General features: G+C 41.2%; 12 protein-coding genes, 1 tRNA gene and 1 other RNA gene. 6 read left to right on the top strand and 8 right to left on the bottom strand.

Translation table 11 applies throughout. From position 1 onward, the window contains the following. Positions 1-3: 3 nt before the first annotated feature. From ACIH2S_RS04100 to dnaQ, 5 genes are all read right to left on the bottom strand, one after another. Complete coding sequence (locus ACIH2S_RS04100) at positions 4-1263, bottom strand: TolC family protein (protein WP_108479492.1); 1260 nt, start codon at positions 1261-1263, stop codon at positions 4-6. 82 nt (positions 1264-1345) lie between these two features. After that, entirely contained in the window at positions 1346-7909 is a 6564-nt protein-coding gene (locus tag ACIH2S_RS04095; RefSeq protein WP_430248152.1) for an Ig-like domain-containing protein, read from the bottom strand. Positions 7910-7974: 65 nt separating this feature from the next. After that, entirely contained in the window at positions 7975-8484 is a 510-nt protein-coding gene (locus ACIH2S_RS04090; RefSeq protein ID WP_036953956.1) for an OmpA family protein, read from the bottom strand. A 1089-nt stretch (positions 8485-9573) separates the two neighbouring features. Continuing rightward, positions 9574-9650 (bottom strand) — tRNA-Asp (locus tag ACIH2S_RS04085). Between the two features lie 122 nt (positions 9651-9772). Continuing rightward, entirely contained in the window at positions 9773-10534 is a 762-nt protein-coding gene (gene dnaQ, locus ACIH2S_RS04080) for a DNA polymerase III subunit epsilon (protein WP_036953954.1), read from the bottom strand. Between the two features lie 54 nt (positions 10535-10588). Between dnaQ and rnhA the strand changes: the two genes are divergently transcribed. Beyond that, positions 10589-11059 carry a ribonuclease HI gene (gene rnhA / locus ACIH2S_RS04075; protein ID WP_036953952.1) on the top strand — a complete coding sequence of 157 codons (471 nt, stop codon included), beginning with the start codon at positions 10589-10591 and terminating at the stop codon, positions 11057-11059. A gap of 12 nt (positions 11060-11071) precedes the next feature. Here the strand turns inward: rnhA and ACIH2S_RS04070 are convergent, their stop codons facing one another. Further along, positions 11072-11797, bottom strand: coding sequence for a class I SAM-dependent methyltransferase (locus ACIH2S_RS04070; protein ID WP_108479261.1), 726 nt, complete (start codon positions 11795-11797; stop codon positions 11072-11074). A 34-nt stretch (positions 11798-11831) separates the two neighbouring features. Here ACIH2S_RS04070 and gloB point away from each other — a divergent pair, with 34 nt between their 5' ends. The 4 genes from gloB (at position 11832) to ACIH2S_RS04050 (ending at position 15218) form a co-directional block, all read left to right on the top strand. Next, the gene (gloB, locus tag ACIH2S_RS04065) at positions 11832-12584 is read left to right on the top strand and encodes a hydroxyacylglutathione hydrolase (protein ID WP_036953947.1); all 753 of its coding nucleotides are present in this window, start codon (positions 11832-11834) and stop codon (positions 12582-12584) included. A gap of 82 nt (positions 12585-12666) precedes the next feature. Then, entirely contained in the window at positions 12667-14046 is a 1380-nt protein-coding gene (mltD, locus tag ACIH2S_RS04060) for a murein transglycosylase D (RefSeq protein WP_430248150.1), read from the top strand. 527 nt (positions 14047-14573) lie between these two features. Then, complete coding sequence (gene tomB / locus ACIH2S_RS04055) at positions 14574-14942, top strand: Hha toxicity modulator TomB (protein WP_036953942.1); 369 nt, start codon at positions 14574-14576, stop codon at positions 14940-14942. Between the two features lie 72 nt (positions 14943-15014). Next, on the top strand, positions 15015-15218 hold the full coding sequence (locus ACIH2S_RS04050; protein WP_004905417.1) for an HHA domain-containing protein: 204 nt from the start codon (positions 15015-15017) through the stop codon (positions 15216-15218). A gap of 369 nt (positions 15219-15587) precedes the next feature. Here the strand turns inward: ACIH2S_RS04050 and ffs are convergent. Both ffs and ACIH2S_RS04040 read right to left on the bottom strand, forming a co-directional pair. Next, positions 15588-15684, bottom strand: an RNA gene (gene ffs, locus ACIH2S_RS04045) — signal recognition particle sRNA small type. Positions 15685-15864: 180 nt separating this feature from the next. Beyond that, positions 15865-16323, bottom strand: a complete 459-nt coding sequence (locus ACIH2S_RS04040; protein WP_036953939.1) for a YbaY family lipoprotein — start codon at positions 16321-16323, stop codon at positions 15865-15867. A 238-nt stretch (positions 16324-16561) separates the two neighbouring features. Here ACIH2S_RS04040 and tesB point away from each other — a divergent pair, with 238 nt between their 5' ends. Further along, positions 16562-17428 carry an acyl-CoA thioesterase II gene (gene tesB, locus ACIH2S_RS04035; RefSeq protein WP_272534906.1) on the top strand — a complete coding sequence of 289 codons (867 nt, stop codon included), beginning with the start codon at positions 16562-16564 and terminating at the stop codon, positions 17426-17428. Positions 17429-17530: the final 102 nt, after the last annotated feature.

Genomic DNA, 17530 nt, shown 5'->3' with positions numbered 1-17530 from the left:
AATTTATCTGGAAGCCAATTCTTGGTTCATCCATGCAGACATTTTTGCCTGCACACTGAGGTAATTGAGTGTCGCGTCACGGAAGTCGTTTTGTAAGATAACAGCGCTGGTTTGAATACTTGCTAGCTCGTTATACGCATCAAGCAAATCAATCAAAGTGCGGCGGTTGATCGTAAATTGCTTTTCATAGTTGCTGATCACCACTTTTTGCTCTGCGATATAGGCTTTGGCTATATTTCCTTGTTTTTCACTTTGCGCCATATTGATCGCCGCAGATTGGCTCATTTCTTTGATTTCACGGAATGTTTTTTTAATACGTTCATTGGCTGCGGACAGGGCGTACTCTTTCTGTGCTTGGCTGTAATAGCTCGCTTGGTCGAAAATATTCCAAGAAACACGTAAGAAAACTTCGCTATTATCTGGTGTCGCATTAACTTCTAAATTCAGTGCTGGCTTTCTCATGGCGCTGGCGACTTTAACTTCAGCATCAAGGCTTTGAGCATCGGCCACTTGGGCTTTATAGCTTGGGTTATTTTCTAGATTATCTTCTTGAAATTTGGCTAAAATCGCACCGCTAGTCGTGGCTCTGAATGGGTCAACAAATTGGTCAACAGTTAGCTGGCGCTGAGTCAAAATCGATAATTGGCTCAGGGCTAAATTCAGGTTTCTTTCTGTTTCAGCGCGGCTCATTTCCACTTTTAAGGTACGCGCTTTCACTTGCGTTAATTCGCTCATTCGACCAGAGTCATGCTGAACAATCGAGGTCAGTTGCTTTTCAATTTGGTGATGACGAACGAGGTTTTCATCAATCACATCAAGGGTTTCTTTGTGGCGTAAAACCTGCAAATAAAGCTGGCTGATGCGCACGCTAATATCTTCTTGAGAAAGAATATATTGGTTTTCATAGTAACTTTGCTTGGACTGTTCGCGGTCTACACCCGCTTCAATTCCACCCCAAGCATAAATGTTCATGGTCGCTTTGGTACCAAGGTGAAACCCCGATTCCATCGCGTTACTTTCGTATTTGTGTTGCTGCGCAAGAGGCTGAGTTCCCATTAAACTGACGACTGGGTAATGCCCAGCTTCCGCTGCACTAACGTTGCTTTGTGCCGCTTGATAATTGGCATAAGCCTCTTGGACTTCTGGGGCATTATCGAGTGAATCTTTTAATAAGTTTTTTAATTCAATCACATCTGCCACAGCAGAAAGGGAAAGCATCTTCACGAGGAATAGCGCTAAGATGCTATTAATTAGAGATTTCATAAAGTTGGCACAAAGTAAATAAAACTGGTGTTGGCGAAATAAAATATTGAGGGCTACCCATGGTAACCCTCAATCATTAGCCTTAAATAATGGCGCTCTGAGTTTCTTGTAACGCATCTAACGATGAGTTCATGAAACCAGTAGAGTGACTTGATGTTGCATTGACATCGGTGTCTACTCCATGTAACTCCATTGCACTTTCTGGTGAGAATAGTTTCAGGGCTGTTAAATCAGTATCATTCAAGCCTGTGTTACCTGACTCTTTTAACTTACTGATATCCACTGAAATTGATGACTTACCGTTGGTACCGTCGTTATCGGTTAACGTCAGCGTAAAGGTCTCTTTCTCCATTCCCGTTGGGCGTGTAGCCCCCGGACGATAGGTTAAGTGACCAAAGTTTTTCTCACCTAAAGAGATAGAGAGTAAACCGCCCGCATCGGTTTTAACGGCTAATTCACCCTGACCAAAATCAACCCACATGCTCTTATCAAGGTTATCCGACGTGATTCCCTTGGTTTTTGGATCGTATTTGTAAGTGTGGCCATCCACTTCAATGCTGATAGATTTCATGCCATCCGCGCCGAAGCTCAGGGTTTCCTTGCCATCATTCGCTTTTGAGAAGCTACTTTCGATGGTGTTTTCATTAGGGACATATTTGCTCAGGATGTTACCTAAAGAGCTCATATCTTTCAGAACGATAACGTCGTTAGCATCGTTGTTTTGGCCTTTTTGACCATCAAAAGCGATAGGCTGAATAAACTCTTCACCTGTTTTACCACCCACGCTATTGAGCATATCTTGACCAATACCAATAGCCACAGAGCGAATACCTTTTTCTGTTAAGAAAGCCTTCCAGCTATCTTCACCAATATCAGTATTTGGGCTTCCTGGGACAAAACCATTTGGTGATGTTGGTGCTATACCATTTCCAGCAACAGGATCCTGACTATTGCTTTGGTTACCATAGTTCGGAATACCATCAGTAATCACAAACAATGTATTATCTAGTTTTCCATTAATATCTTTTGCATCAATCGGTTCCATGCCACTACTGGATGTTTTTTGGAAAATACTGATCACCTGCTGCAATGCTGCATCATAGTTAGTATCTACACCGATAACATGCCAGTCTGGGCGTAGCGTTTGAGCGCCACGTAAACCTTCAATAATTTGTTTTGCCTCAGAGATGGTACACCAGTATGGTTGATCCATTGGGTAACCCGGCGCCCCACCAATTGCCGATGCTTGCTTAGCAAAACCATTAATGCTAACGCGCACTTCTCCTGCATTAGCGCTGTTTAGACGCTCTTCATAACTACTTAACACGCTATCAATTGAATCTAACGCAGCGTCATATCGCGTTTTCATTCCTGATGCAGTGTTACCGCCTTGAATACCACTATCATCTCTACCCATGCTACTGGACAAATCTAACGAGATAATCAAGTTAGCATAAAAGGTATTTTCAACTGGTGGTTCTACTGATAACTCAACATTCGAGGCTTCAGGCTTATCATCATGAACCACGATTTCAGTTTTCACTTCATCGGTGCCATTTTTCACACCAAAATCAATATTCAGAGAGTCTTTGCCTGCTGGATGATCAACAAGGCCTTTGAGATTAACTTCATAATTAACCTTTGTGCTGCCATCTGCGGTTGGGGTATCTGTCACTTTAACGGAAATCACTTCTTTTCCATTTGGTGTTTTACCCACAAAACCATTGTCAGTAGATTCCCATGAAATAGGTTCTCCACCTGAAGTCAGCTTAGTTGTCGGCTCAATGATCTTAATATCGCTTGGAGTTGTTGGTTTATCTGTTGGATTAGATAACTCAATAACGCCATGCACAGTCACAGGCGATTTATCACCCGCAGTTCCATCCGTTCTTAAGCCTTTCTCGAAGACTTCCGTCGGTGTCGTTTGCGTTGGTGTAATATCAATAGTGACAGTCGCTGTATTTGAGATGCTGCCATCCTTATCTTTCACGGTATAAGTGATGGTATCTTGGCCTGTAGCACCTGGTTTTGGTGTATAAATCAGTTTGCCATCTGCATCAAACGTCGCGGTACCTTTGCTGCCATTCTTTTCAATATGCAGGGTTGATTTATCCAACTCTCCATCAGGATCTTTGTCATTAATCAACACATCAATAATTGTCGGAACACCTTGCTTAGTTTGACCATGGTCATCACCAGCAACGGGGGGTTCATTGATTACAATGGTCACGGTCGCTTTATTGGAAACATTACCGTTAGCATCCTTCACTGTGTAAGTGATGGTGTCCGTACCCTTCGCATCCGCATTCGGTGTGTACACCAGCTTGCCGTTCACAATACTCACAGTGCCTTGTGATGGCTGCTCAACAACTGCTAACGTATTTGGATCGATATCATTATCTAAGTCAGTATCATTACCGAGTACATCAATCTCAACAGGTGTCGCTTTGTTGGCTTTTGCTGAGTCATCAACTGCCACTGGCGCCGCGTCGATATCGACTGTCACCGTCGCTTCATTGGAGACATTACCGTTCTTATCGAACACTTGGTACGTGATGGTATCCGTGCCCACTTCACCCGCATTTGGGGTATAAACCAACTTGCCGTCAACAATAGTTGCCGTCCCTTTGCTGCCATTGGTCTTGATCACCAGCGTGCTTGGGTCGATGTCTTTGTCTAAATCGGTGTCGTTGGCTAACACGTCAATGGTCACCGGCACCGATTCTTTGGTCGCCGCTGTATCATCAACTGCTACTGGTGGTGCATCGATATTGATAGTTACCGTCGCTTCATTCGACACGTTGCCGTTTTTATCAAACACTTGGTACGTGATGGTATCCGTGCCCACTTCACCCGTATTTGGGGTATAAACCAACTTGCCGTCGACGATAGTGGCGGTGCCTTTGCTGCCATTGGTCTTGATCACCAGCGTACTTGGGTCGATGTCTTTGTCTAAATCGGTGTCGTTGGCTAACACGTCAATGGTCACCGGCACCGATTCTTTGGTCGCCGCTGTATCATCAACTGCCACTGGCGGTGCATCGATATTGATAGTTACCGTCGCTTCATTCGACACGTTACCGTTCTTATCTTTCACGGTATAAGTGATGGTGTCTGTGCCCGTTGCCCCTGGATTTGGGGTGAAGATCAGCTTGCCATCTTCACCGATGGTGACCGTGCCTTTACTGCCCGGCTGGGTGATCACTACGCTGTTTTTGTCCAGATCACCATTAAGATCGGTATCGTTCGCGGTGATATCGATTTCAACGGGCGTATTGTGGCGCGTATCGGCAACATCATTGCCTGCCACTGGTGGCGCATCAATGTTAATAGTCACCGTTGCTTCGTTGGAGACGTTACCGTTCTTATCTTTCACGGTATAAGTGATGGTGTCTGTGCCCGTTGCCCCTGGATTTGGGGTATAGATCAGCTTGCCATCTTCGCCGATGGTCACGGTGCCTTTGGTGCCCGGCTGAGTGATCACTACGCTGTTTTTATCTAAATCACCGTCGAGGTCAGTATCGTTCGCTGTGACATCAATTTCAACTGGGGTATTGTGGCGAGTATCGGCTTTATCTTCATTGGCAACTGGCGGCTCAGTGATATCAATGGTCACAGTCGCTTTATTAGACACGTTGCCATTTTTATCTTTGACCAGATACGTAATCGTATCTTGACCCGTGGCATCTGGGTTCGCGGTGTACACCAGCTTACCGTCAACAACTTTGACGGTGCCTTTGGTTGGTTCACCCACAACCTCTAATGTCGTTGGATCAATATCACCGTCGAGATCGGTATCATTATCCAAAACATCTAATTCAACTGGCGTTGCCTTGTTGGCTTTAGCTGAGTCGTCGTTCGCTACTGGTGGCGCATCGATGTTGATGGTTACCGTCGCTTCATTCGACACGTTGCCGTTTTTATCAAACACTTGGTACGTGATGGTATCCGTGCCCACTTCACCCGCATGTGGGGTATAAACCAACTTGCCGTCGACAATAGTTGCCGTCCCTTTGCTGCCATTGGTCTTGATCACCAGCGTGCTTGGGTCGATGTCTTTGTCTAAATCGGTGTCGTTGGCTAACACGTCAATGGTCACCGGCACGGATTCTTTGGTCGCCGCTGTATCATCAACTGCTACTGGTGGTGCATCGATATTGATAGTTACCGTCGCTTCATTGGAGACATTACCGTTCTTATCGAACACTTGGTACGTGATGGTATCCGTGCCCACTTCACCCGCATTCGGGGTATAAACCAACTTGCCATCAACGATGGTAGCGGTGCCTTTGCTGCCATTGGTTTTGATCACCAGCGTGCTTGGGTCGATATCTTTGTCTAAATCGGTGTCATTGACCAACACGTCAATGGTCACCGGCACCGATTCTTTGGTGGCCGCTGTATCATCAACTGCTACTGGCGGTGCATCGATATTGATAGTTACCGTCGCTTCGTTGGAGACGTTACCGTTCTTATCTGTCACGGTATAAGTGATGGTGTCGGTACCCACTTCACCCGCATGTGGGGTATAAACCAACTTGCCGTCGACAATAGTGGCGGTGCCTTTGCTGCCATTGGTCTTGATCACCAGCGTGCTTGGGTCGATATCTTTGTCTAAATCGGTGTCGTTGGCTAACACGTCAATGGTCACCGGCACCGATTCTTTGGTGGCCGCTGTATCATCAACTGCTACTGGCGGTGCATCGATATTGATAGTTACCGTCGCTTCGTTGGAGACATTACCGTTTTTATCTTTCACGGTATAAGTGATGGTGTCGGTACCCGTTGCCCCTGGATTTGGGGTGAAGATCAGCTTGCCATCTTCACCGATGGTGACCGTGCCTTTACTGCCCGGCTGGGTGATCACTACGCTGTTTTTGTCCAGATCACCATTAAGATCGGTATCGTTCGCGGTGATATCGATTTCAACGGGCGTATTGTGGCGCGTATCGGCAACATCATTGCCTGCCACTGGTGGCGCATCAATGTTAATAGTCACCGTTGCTTCGTTGGAGACGTTACCGTTCTTATCTTTCACGGTATAAGTGATGGTGTCTGTGCCCGTTGCCCCTGGATTTGGGGTATAGATCAGCTTGCCATCTTCGCCGATGGTCACGGTGCCTTTGGTGCCCGGCTGAGTGATCACTACGCTGTTTTTATCTAAATCACCGTCGAGGTCAGTATCGTTCGCTGTGACATCAATTTCAACTGGGGTATTGTGGCGAGTATCGGCTTTATCTTCATTGGCAACTGGCGGCTCAGTGATATCAATGGTCACAGTCGCTTTATTAGACACGTTGCCATTTTTATCTTTGACCAGATACGTAATCGTATCTTGACCCGTGGCATCTGGGTTCGCGGTGTACACCAGCTTACCGTCAACAACTTTGACGGTGCCTTTGGTTGGTTCACCCACAACCTCTAATGTCGTTGGATCAATATCACCGTCGAGATCGGTATCATTATCCAAAACATCTAATTCAACTGGCGTTGCCTTGTTGGCTTTAGCTGAGTCGTCGTTCGCTACTGGTGGCGCATCGATGTTGATGGTGATCGTCGCATCTTCAGAGACGTTGCCGTTTTTATCTGTCACGGTATAAGTGATGGTGTCAGTACCCACTTCGCCTTTATTCGGCTGGTACACTAACTTACCATTAACAAACTTCGCGAAACCTTTGCCACCATTGGTTTTAATCGCTAAAGAGCTATGGTCAACATCCCCGTCTTTATCGGAGTAGTTATTTTCCATATCGATGGTGACAGGTTTAGATTCTTTGGTTGCTGCAGAATCGTCTTTCGCTTCTGGAGCCGCGTCAATTTTTACAGTGATGGTAGCAACATTCGACTCATGACCTGCACGATCTTTCACCACATAAGTGATGGTATCAACGCCATATTCACCTTTATTTGGTGTATAGATAATCTTTCCATCTTTACCGATTGTCACGGTTCCTTTAGAACCTTCTTTAACAATACGAATAGAGTTTGGATTTAAGTCGCCATCAACATCACTGTCATTCGCAGTAACATGGATAGTAACAGGAGTATTATGTTTTGCATGTGCAGAGTCATCACCCGCGATAGGTGCATGGTCGACAACTTTAGAGTGACCGCCACCACCACCGCCGCCACTGATTGCCACAGCAGGAATACCAATAAGAGGAACCAGTGCAGCTAACCACCATGGGTTAAATGCCCACAATGGAGGTAATGCATCGCCACCAATAGCTTGTCCAGCCGCTTGACCGTCAGCTAACTGGCTGATTGCATCTGCTTTTACTGCACTTTCCGGAACGTATGGGAAGTATTGGCCATTTTCATATTGACCAATAATGAGGTTTGCATCGCCTTCTTGATAACCAATGGCGCCATTCTCAGCAAAGTAATTTTCGATAATTAAATCAGGACTTTCTACATCGCCGCCTTCAAATGCGATGACAAGATTTTTATCAACACGCTTAACCGCAATGTTTTCTGGTGCGAATTGTGTACTTTCATCAATTAATAAATAATTTACATCTTTTTGTGCATTAATATGCAGTGGTTGTTTTAATTGTCCTGCACCGTTTTCCCCACCAGTAACAGAATATTGCTCAATCGTCTCTTTGCTATTATTAACTTTAATTGATATTTTTTTAATAGACATAGTTATCCATTGCCTCGTATCGGACAATTATTTATTGAATTAAATTTAGTTTAAAATCGTGTTAATTATTGGCAGCTTTGAGCTACATCCACACGAGGTAAAGTATGAACCTGGGTGCTAACTTTCCCTTTAAATTCATTAACTTCTTTTTCTGTCATTGGTTTTAATGATACTGTTCCATTGGTTTCAGTAACCAAGAATGCATAGGATTTGCCTGGCTCTAGTGGCTTATTATCGATTTCGTTTAATTTGGTATTATAGCGCTCGCTAACATCTGTCTTATATGCAGTGAAATTGTTGTTTCCAGAGCATAATTTAATTTGTTTAGTCGCATTAGGCTCTAATGAAGTGAGGTACTGTTTATTCACAAATATATTAATTGTTTTCCCTTCAACTTGATTATCTATTCTATAGAAAGAGACTAATGCTTTATTACTTTCAACTTCCTTGCTTTCTTTAAGAATATTCTTATTCTTCCATGTTTCGTTATTATACCCGTGCAATCCTTCATTACGCACACAACCCGTCAATGCTGCAATACATAATAGTATTACAACGCTAGTGATCTTTTTCATATTAATCCTTTCAACGCTATGGTGTTTAATTTATGCAAAGCAAAATCCCTCTACGTAATATTAGAGAGAATAAATATCGTAGTGATTTGAATAAATACTAAAGCTGGAAATCATTTAGTCTCCAGCTTAAAAATAAAATGCTTATAATTATTTTTGCTTCAATTTAACCCATTAAATGGGTACCTGAAGCATTTTGTTACATGATGAAAACTTCAGCATTATATCGTTCAAAGTTGATATGCGTCAATTTTACTCCCCCGAATTTTACCAATCCAAAGAAATGCTATCAGCTTTAGTCGCTATTCTATCAATTGATTCATAATATACTGTTTTTATTGAAATAATTTACATGTTAAAAAATTATTTATTTTTCTAACTCATATAGTGCGTGAGCATAAAAACCATAAAATTGATAAAAATAAAACTTAAATTCTATATATATATAAATACAAAGAATTTATATCTAAGTTAAAACCATCCTAAAAGAGGGGTCTATAGGCGGTGTTAATGCCTATTAACATTCTGGTAAAAATACCTTAATACGAGTAAATAACTTATTATCACGAAATACTCCCGCTGCGTGTAAAATATAAGTTTATCGCATTCTAATTAAATACCTTTATCATTTAATCGCCTTCAAAATAGTCAGAGCCCATAATTAGTAATATATATCATCTATTAATTTTCATAATTTCACTTAAATTCAATATTTGAATATAAACTAAGAATATTCCCTTATAATTCCCAATTCACATAGGAATTATTCTTAGTTCGTAAAATGAAATGTTAATTTAATATACATTGATGGTTCCTATTTCAATAATCGAAAATAACAATATCTCAGTAATAACGTCTATCGATAATAGGATTAATTATCGTTCCTATAAATAATTTGATGACTGTATATGCCCCCCCGTGAGTACAGAAAACAGAATTGGCTGTAATAAACCACCTAGCTTTCCCCTGTAAGGGTGAGAATGAGTGTAAGAGCGAATTGAGGCATGTACATCCAAAGGCTGGAGATGTCATGTAATGGGGAATTTTGAAGCAAAAAAAACCCCGAGTCGTAAGACTCAGGGCTTAATAAATTGGCGGAACGGACGGGACTCGAACCCGCGACCCCCTGCGTGACAGGCAGGTATTCTAACCAACTGAACTACCGCTCCGAAGTTCCCTACTGGGAACGCCAAGCATATTACGAATACTTGATATGACAGTCAACTCTTTTTCTTGAAAAATCGTACGGTTGAGCAGTTTTTAGCCTTATTAGATCACAAAACTGTCGCCCTTAATGAAGGGTTTCGTCATCTTGCTCAGTTTGCCGCCATAAACAGGGTTTCCCCCCTTTTTTATCCACAATATCTAAGCGGGCTTCATGCTCTGCAATTTCTTCATCAGAAGCATAAATAATTTTTAATCCACTTACTGGACGCTCAATACGTTGAATTTCATTGGTCTGTTCTGTATTGCTGGATTCAGATTCCATTGAAAATGCAAGAGAGGTCTGCCCCCCTGTCATCGCTAAGTAGACGTCAGAGAGGATCTCGGCATCGAGTAAAGCTCCGTGCAATGTTCGCTTGGAGTTATCGATAAGGTATCTATCACATAAGGCGTCTAAGTTATTACGTTTACCGGGGAAAATCTTACGAGCTAATACTAAGCTGTCGGTAATAGTACAGAATTCTGAGGTTGGAGGAATGCCTCTGTTGAGCTTGCGAAACTCGTAGTCCATAAATCCGATATCGAAGGGTGCATTGTGAATGACGAGTTCTGCACCGCGAATAAATTCGATAAATTCATCGGCTATATCGGCAAATACCGGTTTGTCTTGCAAAAATTCATCACTGATTCCGTGGACTTCGAAAGCTTCTGGGTCAACGAGACGGTCTGGTTTGATGTAGACATGAAAATTGCGCCCTGTTAAGCGGCGATTAATCACCTCTACGGCACCAATTTCAATGATATTGTGCCCTTCATAATGAACACCAAGCTTGTTCATACCTGTGGTTTCAGTATCGAGGACAATTTGTCGGGTTATCGCCGTGCTCATAATGTTTTTTTGTGTCAAACTAGAAGTTGATGAATAAGGAAGAGTGTAACAGAAATGACAAAGCAGGTAGAAATTTTCACTGATGGGTCTTGTTTAGGTAACCCAGGACCCGGCGGATACGGTATCGTACTTCGTTATCAGCAACATGAGAAAACACTCAGTGATGGTTTTTTCCTCACCACCAATAATCGCATGGAATTACTCGCGGCAATCGTTGCTTTAGAGTCGCTGACCCGACCTTGCGATATTATTCTGACCACCGATAGCCAATATGTACGCCAAGGGATCACTCAGTGGATCCACAATTGGAAACGCCGTCAATGGAAAAAGGCGGATAAATCGCCAGTGGTCAATGTGGATCTTTGGAAGCGTCTCGACCAAGCAATTACACGCCATACTATCGATTGGCGCTGGGTGAAAGGTCATGCTGGTCATGCTGAGAATGAAAAATGTGATGAATTAGCTCGCGCCGCGGCCAATGCGCCAACAAAAGAAGATACAGGCTACCAACCAACTCAAGAATAGCCAGGTTCAGATTTAACGAAGTTGCTTCGATTTACTGATTTCTTTCGTTGCACCCAGCGCTGTTGAAATTTTCACTTTAGGTTGCTTAAATTTCAAGGGCGTTGGCGTTAATGGATATGTACGTTTTCTTGCAACGATCACGCTGATCACGCCAATTCCACCACAACGTTTATTTACCCGTTTTTCCGATGAGATCCAAGGTAACACTTGGCAATTTCGGTGATATAGCACCTCATAATTGAGTAACCCTAGCCAATCAAATACCCGGAGAGAGGGGAAAAAACGGCTACAGTAAGGCTGCTGCTTACGTAAAATCGGTACTAATTTAGCCATTCCAGCTAAGCTGAATGGGTTAAATCCCGATAAAATCAGCCAACCATCATCGATCAATACCCGATCCACTTCCCGTAAGATCCAATGTGGATCATGGCTATAAGCAAGTAAATGAGGCATTAAGCAGGCATCAATTGTCTTATCCGCAAAAGGCAAAGCTTCGGGATTTGCCGCAACATCAAATAAGTGAGGATCTTCACCTAGCGTGAATTGATGAGGGATCATGCACTCTTTAGTGTGGATTTCTGTACTCAAATGACCTAATTTAAGCAGGTGAAAACCAAACATTTTTTGCCACCAAGGCGCTAACTGGGCTTCCAAGGCTTGGCGATAGTGTTCACCAAAAGGAATATCAGACCAACTGGCGGGCATTTGAATCTTTTCTTCAATACGCGCAGGTTTCATAACATTCCCCTTAAAAATCGGATCGAGGTTGATTATGGAGTTAATTCGAGTACCAGCGTTAAATGATAATTACATTTGGCTACTAGCAAACAACCAGCAGTGTATCATCGTTGACCCTGCTGAGTCAGAGTCGGTTCTCTCAATATTAACGGCTAACCAATTGACCCCTGTTGCAATTTTACTCACCCATCATCATAACGACCATACTCAGGGTGTAAAAGCTATTATTGCTCAATATCCAAAACTCCCCGTATTTGGCCCCCAAGAAACCTTAGTTAAAGGGGCGACAGAGCTGGTATGTGATGGCGATTCCGTCATTATTGATGACTTCAATTTTCAAGTCATTGGTCTCCCGGGTCACACACTTGGACATATTGGTTTTTACCAAGCTCCTTACCTATTTTGTGGTGATACATTATTTTCAGCCGGTTGTGGGCGGATTTTCGAGGGTACCCCCGATCAAATGTATCAATCGATTCAAAAAATCGCAGCACTTCCTGATGATACTCTCATCTGCTGTGCACATGAATATACGCAGTCTAATTTACAATTTGCTCATCATATTTGGCCTGAAAATGAGACAATTACGAATTATTCCGAAAAAGTAAGAACTTTGCGCAATAATCAGCAAGCAACAGTACCTAGCACATTGAAAATAGAGAAAAATATCAACATTTTTTTACAGTGCGATAACCCTGAATTACAACAAAAACTGAACATTAATATGACAAATCCATCATTACGAGCAGTTTTTACATTATTACGCCAATTAAAAGATGAATATTGATGTATAATTATTGTCAATAACAGCTAAAGCCAGTATTATCTGGTCAACTTTTAAACATTAAAAACAAAGAAAAACAGAGCTAATGAAGATAATCGCGACCCTCATCGCCATTGTTTTGCTTGCGGGCTGTCAAGGCACTTCTAAAGTCACCGTTAAGCAACCAAAATCTTCAGCCAACCACTCAATTGACACTGTTGCATCCCATAACCAAGCAGCAAGTAGACAGGTTTCCAAAGTCGATCATGACCTTTGGGGTTATATTAGTGGTGAGCTGAAGATGGATATCCCCGAAAACGCAACAATTCGGGAAATGGCCAATAGTTACTCCAATAAACAAAGTTTTATCTATGATGTGGCAGTAAGAGCTGAGCCTTACATGTACTTAATTGTAGATGAAATCAATGATCGTAACTTACCAATGGAATTAGCCTTAATTCCTGTCATTGAAAGTTCATATAATCCTAAAGCCACCTCTCCCGCGCAAGCGGCAGGTCTTTGGCAAATCGTTCCCATTACTGCACGTTCATATGGGCTAAAACAGACACAATGGGTTGATGAACGCCGTGATGTTGTGACATCCACAAAAGCGGCTTTAGATCTCCTTGAGAATCTGAATATTATGTTCGGTCACGATTGGGAGCTCACACTTGCTGCTTATAACTGCGGTGAAGGTTGCGTTCAAAACGCGATTAAAAAGAATGAAGCTGCTGGCTTACCAACAGATTTTTGGTCTCTTCAATTACCAAAAGAAACCAAACAATATGTTCCAAAGATCCTTGCGCTTAGCCAAGTGCTGAGACAACCAGAACGCTATCAAGTCAGGTTACCAAAAAGTAATAAGAATAGAGGGTTAACGCAAGTTGATGTGGGACAACAAATCACATTGACTCAAGCAGCTGAATTAACAGGTTTAACGGAAGAATCTATTAAAACCTATAATTCGGGTTATACCCGAGGCGTTACGTCGCCAAATGGTCCACATTATATTATGTTGCCAACAGCAAAAGCTGAGCAGCTAAAAGTTTCACTGACGGATCAAGACGTATTAAATGATATTCGCAACGCAGTAGCACAAAATCGTTATGCGCAAGCCGCGGCGAGTAACATCCAGACAGCAAAAGCGAACTCAAAGCAAGCTAAAACCTTTAGTTATAAAGTTCGCAAAGGTGAATCTATCGCAAGCATTGCTAAAAAATTCAATACAACAGCTAAGAATATCCAACAGCTAAATGGGTTAAAAACAGCTAAAGCGAACATCGTTCCAGGACAAACATTAAAAATTTCAGGTACGACACCGGCCAGCAATAATCGTAAAGGTGGAACTTACAAAGTCAGAAAAGGCGATACTTATTACAGTATTGCTAAGCGTCATGGAATTAAACTTAACGACCTGATGAATTGGAACTCAGGTGTTAAAATGGCAGATTTAAAGCCAGGTGTTACATTGAATTTATATCTTTAAATTAAATATTTCAAAAATCCCCATAAAGGTTAAACCTTAGGGGATTTTATATTAAATAAATTTCAATGATTAGAAATAAACTATTTAATTAGCCTTAATCTCGATATCAATCTGGATCACAATTTGAGTTGTAACATATCATCAAATACACTTAATTGCCGAAATCGCACAATATCATTTACATTCTTGATTAGGGTGTGATAGAAAAAATAATTATCCCGATTTTTCCTAGTTTCCCCTTACGATTCCCTGCTTAAAAAAGTCATTATTGGGTGGTGACTTATGAAATAAAAGTGCTATTATTATTGATGTGGCGAAAGCAATCTGAGCAATCAGTTTATATTTGAATATTACTTTTATATTAGTGACAACCTAAAACTCTCTCAATTAGTGATAATCTTATATTTATCAATATACTAACCATGTTTGTTTATATTGAAAACAGATGCTTATATTTAGTTGATGTGACATTATTTTTGATACAAAAATACGCAAAGTAAAAGTCAGATTCGCCCATGGAGGTGATTATGGATGAATACTCACCCAAGAAACATGATATAGCCGAATTAAAATATCTATGTAACAGTTTGAATAGAGACGCAATATCAAGTTTACAAAAAACAAACACCCATTGGGTAAATGATCTTAGTTCGGCACAAAGCATCAGCCTCAATGAGCTCGTTGAGCATATTGCAGCTTTTGTCTGGCGATTCAAAATCAAGTATCCGAAAGAAAATCTCGTTATTTCTCTTGTTGAAGAGTATCTTGACGAGACATATAATTTATTTGGCAGCCCAGTAATTACTTTCAGCGAAATCATTGACTGGGAAAGTATGAATCAAAATCTTGTCGCAGTGCTCGATGATGATCTAAAATGCCTGACAAGTAAGACATAGAATCACCATTTACCTTTAATTTCACTATCCTATAGTACATTTTAGGTTATCGACACATAAAGAAAGGGCGTTATGACCAAATCCGATTATCTGATGCGTTTAAGAAAATGCACCACTATTGAAACACTTGAGCGCGTTATTGAAAAAAATAAGTATGAGTTATCTGATGATGAATTAGAGTTATTTTACTCCGCAGCTGATCATCGTCTTGCCGAACTCACTATGAATAAACTTTACGATAAAATCCCAGCATCTGTTTGGAAGTTTGTTAGATAAATACTTATTTACACGCATAGATAGTGAATGGTTATAGCCGGTAATACTTTATCGGCTCAATGAAAATTCCTTATTTATCTTAGTTAGTATTCACTGAATACTGGCAGCCTCTTTATATCCTTTTATTTTCACCTTTCCCTAATCCCAATTAATTTAACATTTCATGCGATAATAGCTATTTCAATATCAACTTAACCATTGTAAATACCAATTAAGAATAGCAATCAATTTCTTATTATTAAAATATAGTAAACTAAGCACGATAATAACAAGAAAGCATAGCTAAAAGGCAATGATTATCTCTACTGAACATTTGATTGATGAAACAGGGATATGGAGATTAAGAGAGGGCTTAATATTGGGTGGGAGCCCTGCCAGCGACATCCCGGCACACACGACCCCTGCTATGGCTGCTTCCTTCCGGACCTGACCTAGTTAACAAGTTAGCGTTGCGGGAGAACCAACAGAGCCCCCATTGATTGCTTCTTTCAAAGCACGGGCATTATGCTTGATAGATAGCTAAATAGCAAGAAAGTGGCGATCAAGTGCTGTTTTATTACACAAAAATCTGAAGGGTTATTTAATACAGATTGGTATGAACAATAAATATTGGTAGGAATTAACACTTACTAATAAGAACCAGCCGCTAGTTAGCAGGAACCAAAAGTAAATCAATATTTTCAACCATGCCATTATTGATCACTTCAGTCGATGATTCTGTAATATAGATTAATTTTCCATCAGCGTGTAACGTCGCACTAACCGTGATTTTAGCTTGGTTTCTTATTTCATTTTTGTGGTATGTCAGCTGATACGGAAGCGTCACTTGATTGTTCAAGTTAGTATAGTGCTTTTGAGATAATATCAGCGCTGGCAACTCAACAAATGAGTTATCTACCATGGTGACTGTAATATCCACGTTTTCAGATAACCCTTTATTTTTAGCAATAAGGATATTTCCGCTAATCGTACCGATGTCTACTTGCTGATTTTCGCGATTACTTTTCCCTTTTACCCTTTTTTCAGGGGGATTGGCGTTGTTCCCTTCACACCCTACTAAGAAAATAAGTATCAACGAACTAATCATGTAGCGATAGAATGTCATTATAATTACCTATAATATTTTGATTTAATTAGACATTTTAATATGATTATTCTTGATATATTAGAGTTTATCTAAACTTAGAAAATTATATCTAATACAAATTAAATAATGAAATTATATTTCAAATTGTAACCAAAAACGATTGTCAATTAATCCGTACACAAACTACCTACCTATTTCTGTGGATTAATGGGAAAATAGCGACATCTGATATTTTTTAACCATCTTCAAGGTAACTATGAGCACAGAATTACAAAACTTAATTAGCCTAATAAAACTCGAAAAAATTGAAGAAGGTATTTTTCGGGGGCAAAGTGAAGATCTTGGTTTACCACAAGTTTTTGGTGGACAGGTTGTTGGACAAGCGATGTATGCAGCGAAACAAACCACTCCCGAAGATCGCATCATAACCTCATTTCATAGCTATTTTCTGCGTCCAGGTGATAGCCAAAAACCGATTGTCTACGATGTAGAAATTTTGCGTGATGGTGGTAGTTTTAGTACACGCCGTATTAGTGCCATTCAAAATGGTAAACCGATCTTCTTTATGACGGCCTCATTTCAAGAACATGAAGATGGATTTAACCATCAAAATCTAATGCCCGATGTCCCCGCGCCAGAGCAATTGATTTCACAAGATGAAATCATTCAACGCTTCGCAGATCAGCTTCCCGATGCTGTCAAAAAATATGCACTGCGCCCTAATCCTTTCGAGTTTCGCCCGATTCAGTTCTATAGCCCGTTTGATAGCGTCCCTCAAGAACCATTTCGCTATATTTGGTTTAAGGCGAAAGGAGAACTCCCCAATACACCAGAGTTGCATGATTACTTGTTAGGCTACGCATCGGATTACAATTTCCTTCCTGCAGCATTACAGCCTCATGGACGTGGGTTTATGGAACGCGATTTACAAGTGGCAACGATTGACCATTCAATGTGGTTCCATCGCCCTTATCGCCTCGATGAATGGTTACTTTATGCCATTGAAAGCCCTTCTGCTTCTGGCGGGCGTGGTTTTGTTAAAGGGCAAATTTATAATCAGCAAGGGGATTTAGTGGCAACAACAGTACAAGAAGGGGTCATTCGTAAAAGAAAACCTCGATAATGTCCCGATTTATATCAGCCCGAAAAAAGTAAGTCGTTACTAACTTTAAGACAAGAAAAGTCTCAACTATATAGGAATTCCTAATTGTGAGGCTTTTCCTTG

The organism is Providencia lanzhouensis, assembly GCF_050469745.1.
Classification (GTDB): domain Bacteria; phylum Pseudomonadota; class Gammaproteobacteria; order Enterobacterales; family Enterobacteriaceae; genus Providencia; species Providencia lanzhouensis.
This window is presented reverse-complemented; position numbering and strand designations above follow the sequence as displayed.

Coding starts and splice junctions, on each gene's coding strand:
- rnhA (WP_036953952.1), top strand. CDS start 10,589: ATGACAAAGCAGGTAGAAATTTTCACTGATGGGTCTTGTTTAGGTAAC.
- mltD (WP_430248150.1), top strand. CDS start 12,667: ATGAAGATAATCGCGACCCTCATCGCCATTGTTTTGCTTGCGGGCTGT.
- ACIH2S_RS04040 (WP_036953939.1), bottom strand. CDS start 16,323: ATGACATTCTATCGCTACATGATTAGTTCGTTGATACTTATTTTCTTA.
- tesB (WP_272534906.1), top strand. CDS start 16,562: ATGAGCACAGAATTACAAAACTTAATTAGCCTAATAAAACTCGAAAAA.
- tomB (WP_036953942.1), top strand. CDS start 14,574: ATGGATGAATACTCACCCAAGAAACATGATATAGCCGAATTAAAATAT.
- ACIH2S_RS04090 (WP_036953956.1), bottom strand. CDS start 8,484: ATGAAAAAGATCACTAGCGTTGTAATACTATTATGTATTGCAGCATTG.
- ACIH2S_RS04100 (WP_108479492.1), bottom strand. CDS start 1,263: ATGAAATCTCTAATTAATAGCATCTTAGCGCTATTCCTCGTGAAGATG.
- gloB (WP_036953947.1), top strand. CDS start 11,832: ATGGAGTTAATTCGAGTACCAGCGTTAAATGATAATTACATTTGGCTA.
- dnaQ (WP_036953954.1), bottom strand. CDS start 10,534: ATGAGCACGGCGATAACCCGACAAATTGTCCTCGATACTGAAACCACA.
- ACIH2S_RS04095 (WP_430248152.1), bottom strand. CDS start 7,909: ATGTCTATTAAAAAAATATCAATTAAAGTTAATAATAGCAAAGAGACG.
- ACIH2S_RS04050 (WP_004905417.1), top strand. CDS start 15,015: ATGACCAAATCCGATTATCTGATGCGTTTAAGAAAATGCACCACTATT.
- ACIH2S_RS04070 (WP_108479261.1), bottom strand. CDS start 11,797: ATGAAACCTGCGCGTATTGAAGAAAAGATTCAAATGCCCGCCAGTTGG.